Source organism: Pseudomonas rhodesiae, assembly GCF_007858255.1.
GTDB lineage: Bacteria > Pseudomonadota > Gammaproteobacteria > Pseudomonadales > Pseudomonadaceae > Aquipseudomonas > Aquipseudomonas rhodesiae.
The window spans coordinates 60,410-76,912 of record NZ_VFEU01000015.1 but is presented as its reverse complement, the minus strand read 5'-3'; the positions used below and the strand labels follow the sequence as shown (position 1 = coordinate 76,912).

Annotated in this window: 19 protein-coding genes; 10 read left to right on the top strand and 9 right to left on the bottom strand. The window is 60.6% G+C overall.

Annotated features, from left to right (window positions below; genetic code table 11):
• Positions 1–42: 42 nt before the first annotated feature.
• Positions 43–333: a DUF2782 domain-containing protein gene (locus FIV35_RS20170; protein ID WP_034101712.1), complete on the top strand. Its 291-nt coding sequence runs from the start codon at positions 43–45 to the stop codon at positions 331–333.
• Between the two features lie 56 nt (positions 334–389).
• Positions 390–1,343, top strand: coding sequence for a homoserine kinase (locus tag FIV35_RS20165; RefSeq protein WP_034136354.1), 954 nt, complete (start codon positions 390–392; stop codon positions 1,341–1,343).
• Positions 1,344–1,407: 64 nt separating this feature from the next.
• Here the strand turns inward: FIV35_RS20165 and FIV35_RS20160 are convergent, their stop codons facing one another.
• Positions 1,408–2,334 carry a zinc ABC transporter substrate-binding protein gene (locus FIV35_RS20160; protein ID WP_034136353.1) on the bottom strand — a complete coding sequence of 309 codons (927 nt, stop codon included), beginning with the start codon at positions 2,332–2,334 and terminating at the stop codon, positions 1,408–1,410.
• A 58-nt stretch (positions 2,335–2,392) separates the two neighbouring features.
• On the opposite strand from FIV35_RS20160, the gene zur reads away from it, so the two are divergent.
• The 4 genes from zur to FIV35_RS20140 are packed head-to-tail and all read left to right on the top strand — an operon-like array spanning position 2,393 to position 5,198.
• Positions 2,393–2,875: a zinc uptake transcriptional repressor Zur gene (gene zur / locus FIV35_RS20155; protein ID WP_034136352.1), complete on the top strand. Its 483-nt coding sequence runs from the start codon at positions 2,393–2,395 to the stop codon at positions 2,873–2,875.
• Positions 2,875–3,660: a zinc ABC transporter ATP-binding protein ZnuC gene (znuC, locus tag FIV35_RS20150; RefSeq protein WP_034101708.1), complete on the top strand. Its 786-nt coding sequence runs from the start codon at positions 2,875–2,877 to the stop codon at positions 3,658–3,660. Before zur ends, znuC begins: the two co-directional genes overlap by 1 nt.
• Entirely contained in the window at positions 3,653–4,441 is a 789-nt protein-coding gene (gene znuB / locus FIV35_RS20145) for a zinc ABC transporter permease subunit ZnuB (RefSeq protein ID WP_034101706.1), read from the top strand. The genes znuC and znuB overlap by 8 nt, the downstream gene beginning before the upstream one ends.
• A 37-nt stretch (positions 4,442–4,478) precedes the next feature.
• The gene (locus tag FIV35_RS20140) at positions 4,479–5,198 is read left to right on the top strand and encodes a PA5502 family lipoprotein (RefSeq protein WP_034136351.1); all 720 of its coding nucleotides are present in this window, start codon (positions 4,479–4,481) and stop codon (positions 5,196–5,198) included.
• Positions 5,199–5,304: 106 nt separating this feature from the next.
• Here the strand turns inward: FIV35_RS20140 and katE are convergent, their stop codons facing one another.
• Positions 5,305–7,446, bottom strand: coding sequence for a catalase HPII (gene katE / locus FIV35_RS20135; RefSeq protein ID WP_034136350.1), 2,142 nt, complete (start codon positions 7,444–7,446; stop codon positions 5,305–5,307).
• 264 nt (positions 7,447–7,710) lie between these two features.
• Here katE and FIV35_RS20130 point away from each other — a divergent pair, with 264 nt between their 5' ends.
• From FIV35_RS20130 to FIV35_RS20120, 3 genes are read left to right on the top strand one after another with little or no spacing between them, the layout of a single operon-like run.
• Positions 7,711–8,718, top strand: a complete 1,008-nt coding sequence (locus FIV35_RS20130; protein ID WP_034136349.1) for a methionine ABC transporter ATP-binding protein — start codon at positions 7,711–7,713, stop codon at positions 8,716–8,718.
• Positions 8,718–9,392: a methionine ABC transporter permease gene (locus FIV35_RS20125; protein WP_034101701.1), complete on the top strand. Its 675-nt coding sequence runs from the start codon at positions 8,718–8,720 to the stop codon at positions 9,390–9,392. Before FIV35_RS20130 ends, FIV35_RS20125 begins: the two co-directional genes overlap by 1 nt.
• Positions 9,393–9,443: 51 nt before the next feature.
• Positions 9,444–10,217, top strand: coding sequence for a MetQ/NlpA family ABC transporter substrate-binding protein (locus FIV35_RS20120; RefSeq protein ID WP_034136348.1), 774 nt, complete (start codon positions 9,444–9,446; stop codon positions 10,215–10,217).
• 605 nt (positions 10,218–10,822) lie between these two features.
• Here FIV35_RS20120 and FIV35_RS20105 read toward each other — a convergent pair.
• From FIV35_RS20105 to FIV35_RS20085, 5 genes are read right to left on the bottom strand one after another with little or no spacing between them, the layout of a single operon-like run.
• The gene (locus FIV35_RS20105; protein WP_034136347.1) at positions 10,823–11,458 is read right to left on the bottom strand and encodes an SCO family protein; all 636 of its coding nucleotides are present in this window, start codon (positions 11,456–11,458) and stop codon (positions 10,823–10,825) included.
• Entirely contained in the window at positions 11,455–12,354 is a 900-nt protein-coding gene (gene cyoE / locus FIV35_RS20100; RefSeq protein ID WP_034101698.1) for a heme o synthase, read from the bottom strand. The genes FIV35_RS20105 and cyoE overlap by 4 nt, the downstream gene beginning before the upstream one ends.
• Positions 12,342–13,421, bottom strand: a complete 1,080-nt coding sequence (locus tag FIV35_RS20095) for a COX15/CtaA family protein (protein WP_034136346.1) — start codon at positions 13,419–13,421, stop codon at positions 12,342–12,344. Before FIV35_RS20095 ends, cyoE begins: the two co-directional genes overlap by 13 nt.
• A gap of 10 nt (positions 13,422–13,431) precedes the next feature.
• Positions 13,432–14,016 carry a hypothetical protein gene (locus tag FIV35_RS20090; RefSeq protein ID WP_034101695.1) on the bottom strand — a complete coding sequence of 195 codons (585 nt, stop codon included), beginning with the start codon at positions 14,014–14,016 and terminating at the stop codon, positions 13,432–13,434.
• Positions 13,982–14,749, bottom strand: a complete 768-nt coding sequence (locus FIV35_RS20085; protein WP_034136345.1) for an SURF1 family protein — start codon at positions 14,747–14,749, stop codon at positions 13,982–13,984. Before FIV35_RS20085 ends, FIV35_RS20090 begins: the two co-directional genes overlap by 35 nt.
• A gap of 33 nt (positions 14,750–14,782) precedes the next feature.
• Between FIV35_RS20085 and FIV35_RS20080 the strand changes: the two genes are divergently transcribed.
• Positions 14,783–14,986, top strand: coding sequence for a twin transmembrane helix small protein (locus tag FIV35_RS20080; RefSeq protein ID WP_034101693.1), 204 nt, complete (start codon positions 14,783–14,785; stop codon positions 14,984–14,986).
• A gap of 6 nt (positions 14,987–14,992) precedes the next feature.
• On the opposite strand, the gene FIV35_RS20075 is transcribed toward FIV35_RS20080, so the two are convergent.
• Positions 14,993–15,880, bottom strand: coding sequence for a cytochrome c oxidase subunit 3 (locus FIV35_RS20075; protein ID WP_034101692.1), 888 nt, complete (start codon positions 15,878–15,880; stop codon positions 14,993–14,995).
• Positions 15,881–15,915: 35 nt separating this feature from the next.
• Positions 15,916–16,467, bottom strand: a complete 552-nt coding sequence (locus FIV35_RS20070) for a cytochrome c oxidase assembly protein (RefSeq protein ID WP_034111130.1) — start codon at positions 16,465–16,467, stop codon at positions 15,916–15,918.
• Positions 16,468–16,503: the final 36 nt, after the last annotated feature.

The following is a 16,503-nucleotide window of genomic DNA, read 5'->3' as shown; positions in this document are numbered from 1 at the left end:
CTAGAATAGCCGGACCAATGAAAACAAAGGGACAAGGTTATCATGCGTACATTCAATCGCCTGCTGTTGACCGGCTTGATCGCACTCGCTCCGATGGCTGCCATGGCGGCAGACGATGCGCCTTCGGGCGACCCGCAAGTTACCATTCGCACCGAAGGCGACAAGACTATTCAGGAATATCGTCAGAATGGCTTCCTGTACGCAATCAAGGTGATCCCTAAGAAGGGCCCGCCCTATTTCCTGGTGCGCGCAGACGGAACCGATGCGAACTTCATCCGCTCCGACCAGCCGGATATGCTGATCCCGTCATGGAAGATCTTTGAATGGAAATGACTTCTTAACTTCAATCGGCGCCGTCCACCGCGGCGCCCGTACTGGCAGTTTTAACCATGTCTGTGTTTACCCCCCTGGCTCGGCCCGAGCTGGAAACCTTTCTTGCCCCTTATGGGCTCGGCCGCCTGCTTGACTTTCAGGGGATTGCCGCTGGTAGCGAAAACACCAACTTCTTTATCAGTCTGGAGCAGGGCGAGTTTGTCCTGACCCTGGTTGAGCGCGGCCCGGTGCAGGAAATGCCGTTCTTCATCGAGCTGCTGGACGTACTCCACGACGCCAACCTGCCCGTGCCATACGCCCTGCGTACAACCGATGGCGTGGCCCTGCGCGAACTGGCCGGCAAACCGGCGCTGTTGCAGCCGCGCCTGGCCGGCAAGCACATCAAAGATGCCAATGCCCAGCACTGCGCCCAGGTCGGCGAATTGCTCGGTCACCTGCATCTGGCAACTCAGGGCGACAAGGTGCTGGAACGTAAGACCGATCGCGGGTTGGACTGGATGCTCAGTGAGGGCAACCAACTGATTTCACATCTTAACGATGCCCAACAGCGCCTGTTGCAAGGCGCGCTGGATGAAATCGCCGCCCATAAGGATCAGATCCTCGCCTTGCCTCGGGCCAACGTGCACGCGGACCTGTTCCGCGACAACGCGATGTTCGAAGGCACACATCTGACCGGCCTGATCGACTTCTACAACGCCTGCTCGGGCCCGATGCTGTACGACGTGGCGATTGCCCTGAACGACTGGTGTTCCGACGCCGACGGTGTGATCGACGCACCCCGCGCTCGCGCACTGTTGGGCGCCTACGCGAGCCTGCGGCCATTTACCGCCAAGGAAGCCGAACTGTGGCCGACCATGCTGCGGGTAGCGTGTGTACGCTTCTGGCTCTCGCGCTTGATCGCGGCCGAGTCGTTTGCCGGGCAGGATGTTCTCATTCACGATCCCGCCGAGTTCGAACATCGCCTGGCGCAGCGTCAGCAGGTCACGGTCAACCTGCCATTCGCGCTCTAAGCGCCGATCCGGTCAACAATGCGGGAAGGGGCAAACCCTTCCCGCATTTGATCTGCGCTGACACTTACAACGACTCCAGGCACCCAGCCAGGTCATTACCCAACTTTTCCAGCACCTGCTCATAACCTTGCGCGGTTGCCGGGGTGTAACCGCCCAAAGCATCCAATTCCGCCAGTTTTACCGGCAACCCTGCCACCAGGGTTTCAGCCAAACGCGGACGCAGCGGCGGTTCGCTGAACACACAGGTTTTGCCCACTTCCTGCAACCGCGTACGCATTGCCGCGACATGCTGAGCCCCCGGCTGTACTTCGGCGGCAACACTGAACACGCCGGCATGCTTGAGGCCGTAGGCAGCTTCGAAGTAATCGAAGGCTTCGTGAAAGACGAAGTAGGGCTTGTCGCCGATGCCGGCCAGACGTGTCTTCAAGCGCGCGTCCAACGCATCCAGGCGTGCGGCGAAAGCCTTGGCGTTGCTCTGATAACGTGCGGCATTGGCAGGGTCGGCGCTGGCGAGATCGGAGGCCATGCGCGCGGCAATCACACGGGCGTTCACTGTCGATAGCCACAAGTGGGCATCCACGCTGCCCGGACGGTGATCGTGATCATGTTCGTCTTCATCGGCGTGGGAATGGCTATCTTCGGCGAAACGGCGCAATTGCATGCCAGGCAAATCCTGCACGGCCACAGTTGTGGCTGTACGATTTTTGAGCACGCGTGGCAGGAAGGTTTCCATGTCCGGCCCGATCCAATACAGCAGGTCGACCGACTGCACACGCCGTACGTCGGATGGGCGCAAGGCGAAGTTATGCGGCGACGCGCCCGGCGGCAACAGCACTTCCGGAACCGCCACGCCGTCCTGCACCGCAGCGGCGATCAGCTGCAACGGCTTGATGCTGGTGAGCACCTTGACGTCGGCCTGAGCGGCGCCGGCAATGAATAAACTGGTGACAAATACGACAAAAACGGGAAAAAGTCGGGACACGATGACCACTCAATGGCGTAGGAACGGGTAACATAATAACGTCTCTATCAAATATCTGTCGCCGCTCATGCCTATAACACCGCTTGCCAGCCGTCCCCACGACCACTCTCACTGCGTGCACAGCGCGCTGTCGGAGGCCGATGCGCTGTGCGCACGCCAAGGCCTGCGCCTGACCGCCCTGCGGCGGCGCGTGCTGGAATTGGTCTGGCAGAGCCACAAACCGCTGGGTGCCTACGACATTCTCGGCGTGCTCAGCGAGCAGGACGGCCGCCGCGCCGCGCCGCCTACGGTTTATCGCGCGCTGGATTTCCTGCTGGAAAACGGCCTGGTCCATCGTATCGCCTCCCTCAACGCGTTTGTCGGTTGCAACCACCCAGAGCATGCGCACCAGGGCCAGTTCCTGATCTGCCGCGTGTGCCATGCGGCCATCGAGCTTGAACAAAAAAGCATCAGCGACGCGATTATCCACAGCGCCGCCGACGTTGGCTTCCGAGTCGAAGGGCAAACGGTCGAAGTGGTCGGTTTGTGCTCGGGTTGCCAGGGGGCTTGATGAGCAACGCGTTAATCCGTCTGGAGCAGGTCGGCGTCAAGTTCGCCGGGCAAAACGTGCTGGATAACATCGCACTGAGCGTGGAGCCGGGGCAGATCGTCACACTGATCGGCCCTAACGGTGCCGGCAAGACCACGCTGGTGCGCGCCGTGCTCGGCCTGCTCAAGCCCGACAGTGGCAGTGTGTGGCGCAAGCCCAAGCTACGCGTGGGCTATATGCCGCAGAAACTGCATGTGGATCCAACTCTGCCGCTGTCCGTATTGCGCTTCCTGCGTCTGGTGCCCGGCGTAGACCGCGCCCGCGCCCAAGCCGCACTTAAGGAAGTCGGCGCCGAACAGGTGATCGACAGCCCGGTACAAAGTATTTCCGGCGGCGAAATGCAACGCGTGCTGCTGGCCCGCGCGCTGCTGCGCGAACCGGAGCTGCTGGTGCTGGACGAGCCCGTGCAGGGCGTCGACGTCGCCGGCCAGGCCGAACTGTATAGCCTGATCACCCGCCTGCGCGACCGCCACGGCTGCGGCGTGCTGATGGTGTCCCACGATCTGCATCTGGTGATGAGCACCACCGACCAAGTGGTATGCCTCAACCGCCATGTGTGCTGCTCGGGCCACCCGGAACAAGTCAGCGGCGACCCGGCATTTGTCGAGTTGTTCGGCAAAAACGCGCAAAGCCTGGCGATTTACCATCACCATCATGACCACGCCCATGACCTGCATGGCGCGGTGGTCGACGACCCGAGCGTCCCCCATACCCACGTTCACGGAGATAGCTGCAAGCATGGCTGATTTTCTGCTCTACGCCCTGCTGGCAGGCTTGGCTCTGGCACTGGTCGCGGGCCCTCTGGGCTCGTTCGTGGTCTGGCGGCGCATGGCCTATTTCGGCGACACCTTGTCACACGCCGCGCTGCTGGGCGTAGCCATGGGCTTCCTGTTGGATGTGAGCCCAACCATCGCCGTAACCGCCGGCTGCCTGCTGCTGGCCGTGCTATTGGTGACGCTGCAACAGCGCCAGCCGCTGGCTTCCGACACCTTGCTGGGGATCTTGGCACCGAGCACCTTGTCCCTGGGCCTGGTGGTGCTGAGCTTTATGCATGAAGTGCGCATCGACCTGATGGCTTACCTGTTCGGCGATCTGCTGGCAATCAGCCCCACCGACCTGGCCTGGATCCTCGGCGGCAGTGCAATGGTGCTGGTGTTGCTGGTGACGCTGTGGCGCCCGCTGCTGGCGATCACCGTGCATGAGGAACTGGCCAGGGTCGAAGGCTTGCCGGTACCCGCACTGCGCATGGCCTTGATGTTATTGATCGCTGTGGTGATTGCTGTCGCGATGAAGATTGTCGGCGTATTGTTGATCACATCGTTGCTGATCATCCCCGCCGCGGCCGCTCAGCGTCACGCCCGCTCGCCGGAGCAAATGGCGATTGGCGCCAGCCTGCTGGGGATGCTTGCGGTGTGTGGGGGCCTGGCGTTGTCGTGGTTCAAGGACACTCCGGCCGGACCATCGATCGTGGTCACCGCCGCCGCCCTGTTTCTGCTGAGTTTTGTCCTGCCCCGTCGAGGGGTGTAGACTTGCTCGCTTTTTGCGCAAATAGAGAGTCGCAGGAATGAAGCCGTTCACCGCACGTTATCTGCTCCTTGCCGCATTTTCCCTGCTGCTGGGTGCCTGTCAAAGCACACCGCCCGCTGCCCCGGAGGCCACGGACCCGCGTGCTGCGGCCATCGCGCAGCTGGAGCAAAACCTGGCCAGCAGTGAGTTGGCCACCGCCGAAGACCAACTCGCCACCCTGCAGGCCCAGACGCCCAATGATCCGGCGCTGGAAACCTACCAGCGCCAACTGGCCGAAGCCTATCTACAACGCAGCCAGATCGTGCTGCAAAAAGGCGACGTCAACGCGGCCGCCACCGCCTTGAGCCGCGCCCGGGCATTGATGCCAAAAGCACCGGCGCTGACCGGCGGCGTCAACAGCGCTATCACCCACGCCCGTAAAGCCGAGCTGGATCAAGCCGAAGAGGCCCTTAAAGCCGCCGAAGCCAAGCCCGCCGCGAAGGTCATCGACCCGGCAGCACCGAGCACCACCGTGGCGTTGAACCTCACCAACATCGAAGACATGCGCCATCAGCTCGACGCCATCGCCACCGACGTGGTGAATTACCAGTGCGACGTGAGCATCCAGGTGCCGCGCACAGAAGATTACCCGTGGCTGGCCAACCTGCTGACCAAACGGGTGAAGCGCATTGATTCGGGATATGACCTGAAGATTCACCGGCAGATTCTGAAGAAGATCCCGGCGCAGATCGTGCTGATTCCGCGCAAGGCGCAGTGAAGTAAAAGCATCGGGGGCAAGCCCCCTCCCACACATTGAACTGTGAATACATTCAAATGTGGGAGGGGGCTTGCCCCCGATAGCTATCTAACTAGCAACTCCTGCCTTAAGCCGGAATCGCCTTGGCCTTCGGCTCACGCTCCCAGACCCGGTGCTGTGCAATCGCGGCGAAGAACGCCTTGAACGCTTTGCCATCCGAGCCGACGATCAGCCCCGCATCCGCCTCTAGCTTCAGCTGATCCAGCAGCGGCTTCACATCCGCCCCTACGGCAATCGCCTTCAGGTGCTTGTAGGCTTCCAGTACGTAGTGCAATGCCACACCGTCGCCGCTCAGGGCGTTCACCGAGTCTTTGCCGCCAGGAATAAACACCGCGTCGAACGCAATGGACGGCATGCCTTCCATCGATGCATCCACCGCCAGGGTTTTGCCATCGGCCGTCTTCACCGGTGCCGAAGTCGGCCCCAGCAATTTGGCGTGAGCCCCTTCGGCCTCCAAAGCCTTTTTCAACGCATCAATCGCGGCACCATCCACGCCGTTGGCGGCCAGAATCGCCACTTTGCGCGTCTTGATATCCCCCGACAGCAAGTTCACCTGACTCAACGCCGGCGAAGTTTTCACCGAGGTTTCGCGTGGCGGCACGGTGCCCTTGGTCGGCACCGGCAAGCCCAGGTTCTGCGCCACACGCTTGGCCAGTTCCAAATCGATATTGGCGAGGATCTCGTTCACCTGGCGCGCACGAATATGCTCGCGCTCGACCTTGCCCAGCTCAAAGCTGTAAGCGGCAATAATGTGCTCTTTCTCGTGGTGGCTCATGCTGTTGAAAAACAGCGTGGCCTGGGAGAAGTGATCGCCAAACGATTCACTGCGCTCACGTACCTTGTTGGCGTCGACGCGCTCGTAATAGGTTTCGAAGCCACCGTCGGTCGGGCCCGGCGGGGTTTCTTTCGGCCAGCCGCCATCGATGGAGTTCGGCTCGTAAGAGGCACGTCCCTTATCAATCACGCTGCGGTGCTGCGCGTCGCGCTGGCCGTTATGGAACGGCGCGACTGGTCGATTGATCGGGATTTCATGGAAGTTCGGACCACCCAGGCGGCTGATCTGCGTGTCCGTGTAGGAAAACAGACGGCCTTGCAGCAGCGGGTCGTTAGTGAAATCGATACCCGGCACGATATGACCCGGGCAGAACGCCACCTGCTCGACTTCGGCAAAGAAGTTGTCTGGGTTGCGGTTAAGCACCATCTTGCCCAGCGGCGTGATGGGCACCAACTCTTCGGGGATGATCTTGGTCGGGTCGAGCAGGTCGAAGTCAAACTTATGCTCGTCCTCTTCGGCGACGATCTGTACGCCCAGCTCCCACTCGGGGTAGTCACCGCTCTCGATGGATTCCCACAGGTCGCGGCGGTGGTAGTCGGTGTCTTTACCGGCAAGCTTCTGCGCTTCGTCCCACACCAGGGAGCAGGTGCCGACCTTCGGACGCCAGTGGAATTTGACGAAGCTGGACTTGCCCTCAGTGTTGATCAGGCGAAAGGTATGCACACCAAAACCCTGCATGGCGCGCAGGCTTTTCGGAATGGCGCGGTCGGACATTGCCCACACCACCATGTGGGCCGATTCCGGCACCAGGGAAACGAAATCCCAGAAAGTGTCGTGCGCCGAGCCGCCGGTAGGAATTTCGTTATGGGGCTCAGGTTTTACCGCATGCACGAAGTCAGGAAACTTGATCGCGTCCTGAATGAAAAACACTGGCATGTTGTTGCCCACCAAGTCGAAGTTGCCTTCCTCGGTGAAAAACTTCACGGCAAAGCCGCGCACATCGCGCACGGTGTCACCGGAACCACGCGGGCCCTGTACGGTGGAGAACCGCGCAAATACCGGTGTTTTATGCTCGGGGGTCCGTAGGAATCCGGCCTTGGTCAGTGCCGAATGGTCTTCGTAGGTCTGGAAATAGCCATGGGCGCCGGTACCGCGAGCATGCACGATGCGCTCCGGGATGCGCTCATGGTCAAAGTGCGTGATTTTTTCACGCATGATGAAGTCTTCGAGCAGCGACGGGCCGCGGGAGCCGACCTTCAAGCTGTTCTGGTTGTCAGAAATCTTCACGCCCTGGTTGGTACGCAAAGCCTGGCCGGTGGCATCGGAGCGAAAGGCTTCCAGGGCCTGCAGCTTGGCGTTGGTATTGCCGCGGTCCAGGGTATCGGTCCCCGCGAGTTCGCTCTTGGACGGGGTAGCTGGCTTCTTGGTGCTCATCAGTCAAAACTCCTTATTCAAAGTGGCCAGAGCGTTCCCCGGCTCGTTTGAGCAAAACCCCAGGCACGGCACCTGGGAAATTGAGTTGCTTAAGTAGGGACTGACAGGGTTTTGCGCCGTTCCTTTTTTATGACCTTTGATCGCGTTATTGCCAAATCGCTGGTTGGATACGAAATAAATGCTAAGAAACGCTATACGGACAGGCTAAAATGCGCGCCCGGCTAACCGCTGATCCCTTTTCATGCGCCCCACAAGGTTCGCTACGTGATCGAGTTTCAAAACGTCCATAAAACCTACCGTGTCGACGGTAGGGATATCCCCGCGCTGCATCCCACCAGCCTGCGAGTCGAGAACGGCCAGGTGTTCGGCCTGATCGGCCATTCGGGTGCAGGTAAAAGCACGCTGTTGCGCTTGATCAACCGCCTGGAAGAACCCAGCGGCGGTCAGATCACGGTCGATGGCGAAGAAGTCACCGCCCTGGACGCCAACGGCCTGCGTCGTTTCCGTCAGCAGGTCGGCATGATCTTCCAGCACTTCAACCTGCTGGCTTCCAAGACCGTCGCCGACAACGTGGCGCTGCCACTGACCCTGGCCGGCGAAATGTCGCGCAAGGCAATCGACCAACGGGTGGCAGAACTGCTCGCTCGCGTGGGCCTGTCCGACCACGCCAAGAAGTACCCCGCGCAACTCTCCGGCGGCCAAAAGCAACGCGTCGGCATCGCCCGCGCCCTGGCAACCAAGCCGAAGATCCTGCTGTGCGACGAAGCCACCAGCGCCCTCGACCCGCAGACCACTGCGTCGGTCCTGCAATTGCTGGCCGAAATCAATCGCGAGTTGAAACTGACCATCGTGCTGATCACCCATGAAATGGATGTGATCCGTCGCGTATGCGACCAAGTCGCCGTCATGGACGCCGGTGTAATCGTCGAGCAGGGGTCGGTGGCGGATGTGTTCCTGCACCCTAAGCACCCGACCACCAAGCGTTTTGTGCAGGAAGCCGACCAAATCGACGAAAGCGAACAGCGCGATGACTTCGCTCACGTGCCTGGCCGTATCGTGCGCCTGACATTCCAGGGCGAAGCGACTTACGCGCCATTGTTGGGTACCGTCGCGCGCGAGACGGGAGTGGACTACAGCATCCTTGCCGGTCGTATCGATCGCATCAAAGACATTCCCTACGGGCAACTGACTCTGGCCATCACCGGCGGTGATATGGAAGCAGCTTTCGCCCGCTTCACCGCAGCCGACGTGCATATGGAGGTCCTGCGTTAATGGACGTGTTACTGCATTACTTCGATAAGGTGGATTGGGCCGACATTTGGGTCGCCACCGGTGACACCATGCTGATGCTCAGCACTTCACTGCTGTTCACCGTGCTGGTCGGCCTGCCGCTCGGCATCCTGCTCTTCTTGTTCAGCCCACGTCAGTTGCTGGAGCAGAAAGCCACCTACGGCGTTCTGGCGTTTATCGTCAACGCTATACGCTCACTGCCGTTTATCATTCTGCTGATTGTGATGATTCCTACAACGATCTTTATCACCGGCACATCGCTGGGAGTGGCCGGCGCGATTCCGCCGTTGGTGGTAGGCGCCTCGACGTTCTTCGCGCGGCTGGTGGAAACGGCTCTGCGCGAAGTGGATCGCGGCATCATCGAAGCGACACAAGCCATGGGCGCCACCACTCGGCAGATCATCGTCAAGGCACTTTTGCCCGAGGCGAAGCCTGGCATCATTGCCGCAATCACCGTGACCGCCATTGCACTGGTGGGCTATACCGCCATGGCCGGCGTGGTCGGTGCCGGCGGGTTGGGTGACCTGGCGATCCGCTATGGATACCAGCGTTTCCAGGACGACGTCATGGTCGTCACCGTCATCATGTTGATTGTGCTGGTGCAGATTCTGCAAACCATCGGCGACAAGCTGGTGACACACTATTCTCGAAAATAACGGCCATTGCCGGCCAACTGCCGGCAGATGCCCGAACAAGGAGCTTGCTGGATGAAAAAACTACTGGTTGCTTTCGCCGCCGTTGCCGCGTTTTCCGCTCACGCGGCCGAGACCCTCACCGTCGCGGCCTCGCCGGTGCCCCACGCGGAAATCCTCGAATTCGTGAAGCCGGCCCTGGCTAAAGAAGGCGTGGACCTCGAGGTCAAGGTGTTCACCGATTACGTTCAGCCTAACGTACAAGTGGCCGAGAAGCGTCTGGACGCCAACTTCTTCCAGCACCAACCGTACCTCGATGAGTTCAACAAGACCAAGGGCACTCACTTGGTAAGCGTGGGCGGGGTACACCTGGAGCCCCTGGGTGCTTACTCCAGCAAGTACAAAAAAATCGACGAGCTGCCAAGCGGCGCCAACGTCGTGATCCCGAACGACGCCACCAACGGCGGCCGCGCCCTGCTGCTTCTGGCCAAAAACGACCTGATCACCCTGAAGGACCCAACCAACATCCTGTCAACCATCAAAGACATTACCGCCAACCCGAAAAACCTGAAGTTCCGCGAACTGGAAGCCGCCACCCTGCCACGCGTGTTGACCCAGGTCGACCTGGCGCTGATCAACACCAACTACGCCCTGGAAGCCAAGCTGGACCCTGCCAAGGACGCCCTGTTGATCGAAGGCAGCGACTCGCCGTATGTGAACATCCTGGTCACCCGCGAAGACAACAAGGACGCGGACGCCGTGAAGAAACTGATCGCCGCGCTGCACACCCCTGAGGTGAAGCAATTCATCGAAGAAAAATACAAAGGCGCGATCAAGCCGGCGTTCTGATCCTGAAGAAACAACCTGATCCCCAGTCCACTGGCGATCAACAATATGGGAGGGGGCTTGCTCCCGATAGCAGTGCTTCAGTCGGCATCTACATCGACTGGCACTCTGCTATCGGGGGCAAGCCCCCTCCCACATTAGGTTTGTGCAAGACTCGAATGTGCCAATCGACGACCAACCGTGGTTCAGTGCCTCTGACATCGGCCACCTGATGGGCTTGCATCTCGATTCAGCACTACGGCGTGAACTCGATCCCAATCAACAGCAGACGCTGGCCCCGATCCTCAGGCAACACAAAGCAAATGTGGGAGGGGGCTTGCCCCCTCCCACATTAGGTTTGTGCAAGACTCGAATGTGCTAATCGACGACCAACCGTGGTTCAGTGCCTCTGACATCGGCCACCTGATGGGCTTGCATCTCGATTCAGCATTACGGCGTGAACTCGATCCCAATCAACAGCAGACGCTGGCCCCGATCCCTCAGGCAACACAAAGCAAATGTAGGAGGGGGCTTGCCCCCTATGGCAGTGCTTCAGTCGGCATCTACATCGACTGGCACTCTGCTATCAGGGCCAAGCAAGCCCCCCCCCACATTTTTTGTGTCGGCTACTACTGACGCTGTAACAACCCTGGCAATTGCGCCACCAGCTTCTGGTTGTTCAATGGCGCGCGGATAAAACCACGTTGAGTTCCGTCCGGGCCGATCAGCGCGAGGTTACCGCTGTGATCGACGGTGTAGTTCGGCTTGCTGGTATCGGCCGGGATGAACGGGATACTCACGGCGTTCGAGACCTTTTGCACCTCAGCCACATTTGCGCCGGTCAGACCCTGGAATTGCGGATCGAAATAGCCCAGGTACTGCTTGAGCTGGGTCGGAGTGTCGCGGTTGGGGTCGACACTCACCAGAATCACCTGAAGCTTATCCACAACGTCCTTGGGCAGTTCGCTCTTGATCTGGCGCAGTTGAGCAAGGGTGGTAGGGCAAATGTCCGGGCAGAAGGTGTAGCCGAAGAACAGCAGGCTCCACTTACCCTTCAATTCATTGATCACCACCGGCTGGCCGTCCTGATTGGTCATGATCACCGGCGGCAGCGCGCGGCTTTGCGGCAGCAGGATGATGCCGGCGTCGATCAGCGCGGTGGGGTCGCCCTGGCCTTTGCCGTTGAGCACTTTGTTGACGGTCAGGCCCATGATCAACGCGACGATGGCCACCAGGATAAAGACGGTTTTTTGAGTTCGAGTCATAGGTTCAACAGTAAGTAGTGGTCTACGAGCAGCGCGATAAACAGTAGGAACAGGTACCAGATAGAGTACTTGAAGGTGTTGATCGCCGCGTGCGGCCGACCGCCACGGTACAACACCCAGGCCCATTGCAGAAAGCGCGCACCCAAGACCAGCGCGCAACCCAGGTAGAGCGGGCCGCTCATGTGGATCACGTAGGGCATCAGGCTCACTGCCAGTAGGGCGAAGGTGTAGAGCAGGATATGCACCTTGGTGTAATGCTCGCCGTGGGTTACCGGCAGCATCGGAATATCGGCCTTGGCGTACTCCTCTTTGCGGTGAATGGCCAAAGCCCAGAAGTGTGGCGGGGTCCAGGCGAAGATAATCAGCACCAGCAGCAGCGGTTCGGCACTGACATGCCCGGTGACGGCAACCCAGCCCAGTAACGGTGGCGCCGCTCCGGCCAAACCGCCGATAACGATATTCTGCGGCGTAGCGCGCTTGAGAAACCCGGTATAGATCACCGCATACCCCAACAACGACGCCAAGGTCAGCCATGCCGCCAGCGGATTGGTGAACGCCAGTAGCAGCGTCAGTCCAGCCACTGACAACACCAACGCAAAGGCCAGCGCGCCCACAGGCTGCACGCGCCCCTGGGCCAACGGGCGCTTATGGGTGCGGGCCATCACGGCGTCGATCCGCCGGTCCACCACGTGGTTGATCGCCGCCGCGCCGCCTGCACACAGAGCGATCCCCAAATTGCCGAAAATCAGCACCGTCCACGGCACGCCAGCGCGGGTCGCGAGAAACATACCGACCAGGGAAGTAATCAACATCAGCACCACCACCTTCGGCTTGGTCAGCTCCAGATAGTCGCGCCAGAGCGCCTGGTCGTGCCGCGCGCCGGTCAAGGTCGCCATGGCATTTCTCCTTTAAGGGTGGTCAGGCCCGATATCTGTTTGCGCGGGATAAAGCGCCAGCCGAACGGCCGCTGACTGCGCACCCGTACCAGGCTGGTACGCGCGTGGTAATTGACCAGCACCAGCGTCAGCAACAATCCGGCGCCACCGGCGTTATGGGCCACGGCCACCGGCAGCGGCAGATGGAAATACACATTGCTCAAGCCCAGGCCGATTTGCGCGGCCAAGGCAATCAGCAACAGGCCCGCCAGTCGCGTCATGCCCACCGCGCGCAGTTGCCAGGCCAAACCGAGCAGGGCCAAGGTGACGATGACCGCGCCCAAGCGGTGTGTCAGGTGAATCGCCGTACGCGCCTCGCTGTCGAGCTGCCCGCCCAGGTAGTTCGGGCCGATATGTTGGGTCAGGTGAAAACCGTTGGCAAAGTCCGCCGCCGGCCACCATTGACCGTGGCAGGTGGGCAGGTCGATACAGGCCACGGCCGCATAGTTGGAACTTACCCAGCCGCCCAGCGCGATCTGGCCGATCACCACCACCAGCCCGGCCGTGGCCCAATATTGCAGGCGCTTCGGCACGATCAACGCTGGTAAAACTCCCGACAAACGCAGGGTCAGCAAAAACAGCAGGCTCAGGGTGGCAAAGCCTCCCAGCAAGTGCCCCGTGACCACTTGCGGCCACAGCTTCAATGTCACCGTCCACATACCAAACGCCGCCTGGGCGAACACCACGGCGAGCAGAAACAGCGGCAACTTCACCGGCTGACCGGGATCGCGCCGATGACTCCAGCACCGCGCCGCCAATACGCCGATCAGCAGCCCCAAGGTGCCGGCGAAGTAGCGATGGATCATCTCGCTCCAGCCTTTGTCGGCCTCCACCGGTGTGTCAGGAAAATGCAATTCGGCATGGGCCAGTTGGGCTTCACTGTTGGGCACCCCAATAAAACCGTAGCAACCGGGCCAATCCGGGCAGCCGAGACCGGCGTGGGTCAGGCGGGTATAGGCACCGAGCAGCACGACGATCAGCGCCAGTAGGGTGGCAAACAACGCGAGGCGAAATCCAGGTTTGGCCATGACGATGCCCTTATCCGATGTTGGACAGTTTCAACAGATGACGCAGATCGTTGAGCAAATCCTTGCCCTTGACCGTGGCGTCATAGCGCAGCACCAGGTTGCCGTGGGGATCGACGATCCAAAGCTGCGCGTCACCCGGCGCGGCGGCGTTTTTGCCGAAGGTCGACAGGTCCAGCGCGTAGCGTTGCAACTGGGGGTATTCGGCCTTGAGCTTGGCGTCATAGTCAGTGCTCAAAGGTTGCGCGCTGGCCAGGGCATGACTGGCGCGCGAAGCATCGCGGCCCAGGCCAATCTGCAGTTGCCGCGCCAGGTACACCAGTTGCTGGCAGTCGGCGGCGCAGGCCGTGGGTGCCGTAACCAGCAGTTGCCAGCGCTGCTCGTCGGCCTGCACGCCGATGTCGGCGCGGGTCTGGCCATCGCCAATCAGCTCGCCGTGATAGCTGCGACTGTCGGGCACCCAGAACTGCAGCTTGTACATGAGTGTGGCCAACACCATCGGGCCGATGACCATCAGCAGAATCAGGATCAACTGCCAGCGGCCTTTGCGACGGTCGGGCAGCTCAGACATGTTGGGTGGATTCATGGCCGCTCTCATGGGGCTTCTCCTTTTTTGTGTGGTGCCATCCGAGATAGAGATAAAGCGCCAGCAACGCCAGGACCATGGCGAACCACTGCACGGCATACGCCAGGTGTTTTTCCGGGCCCATGGCCACGACCGGCCAGCGGGTTTCGTAGGTGCCCGGGCCGGGTTCGGCGCGCAACTCGTAGCCATACCCGCTGCGACCCAGCTCGGCCCACAACGCGGAGGGGTGCAGCGCGGTGAGCAAGCGCGGCCAGTTGGACGCCACCGGGTCGGCCTGCAACTGGAAGGTTTCGCCCGGCGCCACGTACACCCAGGCGTCGAGATTCACCGGTTGTTCAGGGGTGGTGAAGGCCGGCGGGGTGCGCCGGTCCGGCCAGGGCAGCCAGCCGCGATTGAGCAACAGCCACAGACCGCTGGCCTGGTCATGGAAGGGTTGCAGCAGCTCGACACCGGCCTTGCCATCGCGCATGCGGTTGTCGAGCAGTACGCTGTGTTCGGCATCGAACTGCCCACGCAGGTGAACCCGACGAAACGCAGGGTCTGCGAGCGCCGCGAGCTGGTCACCATGGATCGGTTCGGCCGCACGGCGCTCGGCATAGCTGTCCACCAGCGCCTGCTTTTCCTGGCCGCGAGACAACTGCCAGCATCCCAGCCCCACCATCAGCGGCAGCAGCACAAGCACTACCACCGTCGGCGCAATACCGGGACGAAAGCGCTGCCAGGCACTGGCTATACTGGATTTCATCGCCCCTCCCCTCGAAAGCCCAGGAGCCGCACCATGCTCAAAGCAGCCATTGCCCTGATGCTGATCGCGACCGTCGTGAGCCTGTTCAGTGGCTTGTTCTTTCTGGTCAAGGACGAGGGCCACTCCAACCGCCTCGTCACTGCCCTGACCGTGCGCGTGGTCCTGGCCGTGATCACCCTCGGCTTGATTACCTGGGGCTTTTTCAGCGGCCAGCTGGTCTCGCACGCGCCGTGGTGAAACGCCCTACAGCACGTAAACGAAGAAAAACAGGCCGATCCACACCACATCCACAAAGTGCCAATACCAACTGGCCGCTTCGAAGCCGAACTGGTGCTCGGCATTGAAATGCCCGCGCAGGATGCGCATCAGCATCACAAACAGAATGATCGTGCCGATGGTCACGTGGGCGCCGTGAAAACCGGTGAGCATAAAGAAGGTCGCGCCGTACACGCCCGAGCCCAAGGTCAGACCCAGCTCTTTATAGGCGTGGATATATTCCTCGGCCTGGAACCCAAGGAACGCCAAGCCCAGCAGCACGGTGATCGCCAGCCAGAGTTTCAGAGCACCGCGATGGCCTTTACGCAGGGCATGGTGGGCAATGGTGATGGTCACGCTGGAACTGACCAGCAAAATCGTATTGACCAACGGTAAGCCCCACGGGCTGATGGTGCCCTCCGGCGCAGGATAGAGTTTCGGGTCCGGGTTGTTGAGCAACGGCCAGGCAAACTCGAAGTTCGGCCACAGCATATGCGCGATGCCCTTAGGACCTTCGCCCGCCAATGCCGGACCGGACACATGCCGCACATAAAACAGCGCACCGAAGAACGCGATAAAGAACATCACTTCGGAAAAGATGAACCAACTCATGCCCCAGCGGAACGAGCGGTCCATCTGCGAACTGTACAAACCGGCGCGACTTTCCTTGATCACCGCGCCGAACCAGCCGAACAGCATGTAGGCCAACAGCAGGCCACCGACGAAAAAGATCCACGGCCCGTGGGATTCCGGGCGCGCGGCCTTGAGGTCGTTGAACCACAGGCCCAGGCCGTACACGGTGATCAACAGACCGAACGTGGCAATTATTGGCCATTTGCTTTGCGCTGGTACGTAGTACGTATCATGAGTCGACATGTATTCGCTCTCCTGATTGAGCGGGCAAACAGTAGCTAGCCGCCGCTATGGGCAGCCACGGGCGGTTGGCGCGCAGTGATATCGAACAGCGTGTACGCCAGGGTCAAATGCTTCACATCCTTGGGCATGTCGCGATCGACAATGAAACGCACGGGCATTTCGATGCGCTCGCCAGGCTGTAGCACTTGCTGGGTGAAGCAAAAACACTCGGTTTTGTGGAAATACACCGCCGCTTCGGCCGGGGAAATGCTCGGAATCGCCTGGGCAGTCATTGGTTTATTGCTGGGGTTGTAGGCCACGAACAGCATCTCGTTGACCGCCCCAGGGTGGACCACCAGTTCATCGGCCTTGGAGCGAAACTCCCAGACCATGTCGATGGCATTGGTGGCCAGAAACTGCACGCGCACCTGGCGCGACGGGTCCACTACCTGCGAGCCCTCATACTGCCCTGCGGTCTTGCCGTTGATGCCGAACGCCTTGCACATCACGTCGTAGATGGGCACCAGGGCGAACCCGAAGGCGAACATCGCCACCACCAGGATCAACAGCCGCGTGACCAGGCGCTTGAGGGGCACGGGGTCAGCCATGACGTCCACCTGCTGCGTCGCAAACCAGGGTGATGT

Excerpts from the sequence above, each read along its gene's own strand:
- FIV35_RS20120 (WP_034136348.1), top strand. The coding sequence starts at position 9,444 with ATGAAAAAACTACTGGTTGCTTTCGCCGCCGTTGCCGCGTTTTCCGCT.
- FIV35_RS20070 (WP_034111130.1), bottom strand. The coding sequence starts at position 16,467 with ATGGCTGACCCCGTGCCCCTCAAGCGCCTGGTCACGCGGCTGTTGATC.
- FIV35_RS20085 (WP_034136345.1), bottom strand. The coding sequence starts at position 14,749 with ATGAAATCCAGTATAGCCAGTGCCTGGCAGCGCTTTCGTCCCGGTATT.
- FIV35_RS20125 (WP_034101701.1), top strand. The coding sequence starts at position 8,718 with ATGGACGTGTTACTGCATTACTTCGATAAGGTGGATTGGGCCGACATT.
- FIV35_RS20165 (WP_034136354.1), top strand. The coding sequence starts at position 390 with ATGTCTGTGTTTACCCCCCTGGCTCGGCCCGAGCTGGAAACCTTTCTT.
- katE (WP_034136350.1), bottom strand. The coding sequence starts at position 7,446 with ATGAGCACCAAGAAGCCAGCTACCCCGTCCAAGAGCGAACTCGCGGGG.
- FIV35_RS20170 (WP_034101712.1), top strand. The coding sequence starts at position 43 with ATGCGTACATTCAATCGCCTGCTGTTGACCGGCTTGATCGCACTCGCT.
- FIV35_RS20105 (WP_034136347.1), bottom strand. The coding sequence starts at position 11,458 with ATGACTCGAACTCAAAAAACCGTCTTTATCCTGGTGGCCATCGTCGCG.
- FIV35_RS20075 (WP_034101692.1), bottom strand. The coding sequence starts at position 15,880 with ATGTCGACTCATGATACGTACTACGTACCAGCGCAAAGCAAATGGCCA.
- FIV35_RS20140 (WP_034136351.1), top strand. The coding sequence starts at position 4,479 with ATGAAGCCGTTCACCGCACGTTATCTGCTCCTTGCCGCATTTTCCCTG.
- zur (WP_034136352.1), top strand. The coding sequence starts at position 2,393 with ATGCCTATAACACCGCTTGCCAGCCGTCCCCACGACCACTCTCACTGC.
- FIV35_RS20095 (WP_034136346.1), bottom strand. The coding sequence starts at position 13,421 with ATGGCCAAACCTGGATTTCGCCTCGCGTTGTTTGCCACCCTACTGGCG.
- FIV35_RS20090 (WP_034101695.1), bottom strand. The coding sequence starts at position 14,016 with ATGAGAGCGGCCATGAATCCACCCAACATGTCTGAGCTGCCCGACCGT.
- znuB (WP_034101706.1), top strand. The coding sequence starts at position 3,653 with ATGGCTGATTTTCTGCTCTACGCCCTGCTGGCAGGCTTGGCTCTGGCA.
- znuC (WP_034101708.1), top strand. The coding sequence starts at position 2,875 with ATGAGCAACGCGTTAATCCGTCTGGAGCAGGTCGGCGTCAAGTTCGCC.
- FIV35_RS20080 (WP_034101693.1), top strand. The coding sequence starts at position 14,783 with ATGCTCAAAGCAGCCATTGCCCTGATGCTGATCGCGACCGTCGTGAGC.
- cyoE (WP_034101698.1), bottom strand. The coding sequence starts at position 12,354 with ATGGCGACCTTGACCGGCGCGCGGCACGACCAGGCGCTCTGGCGCGAC.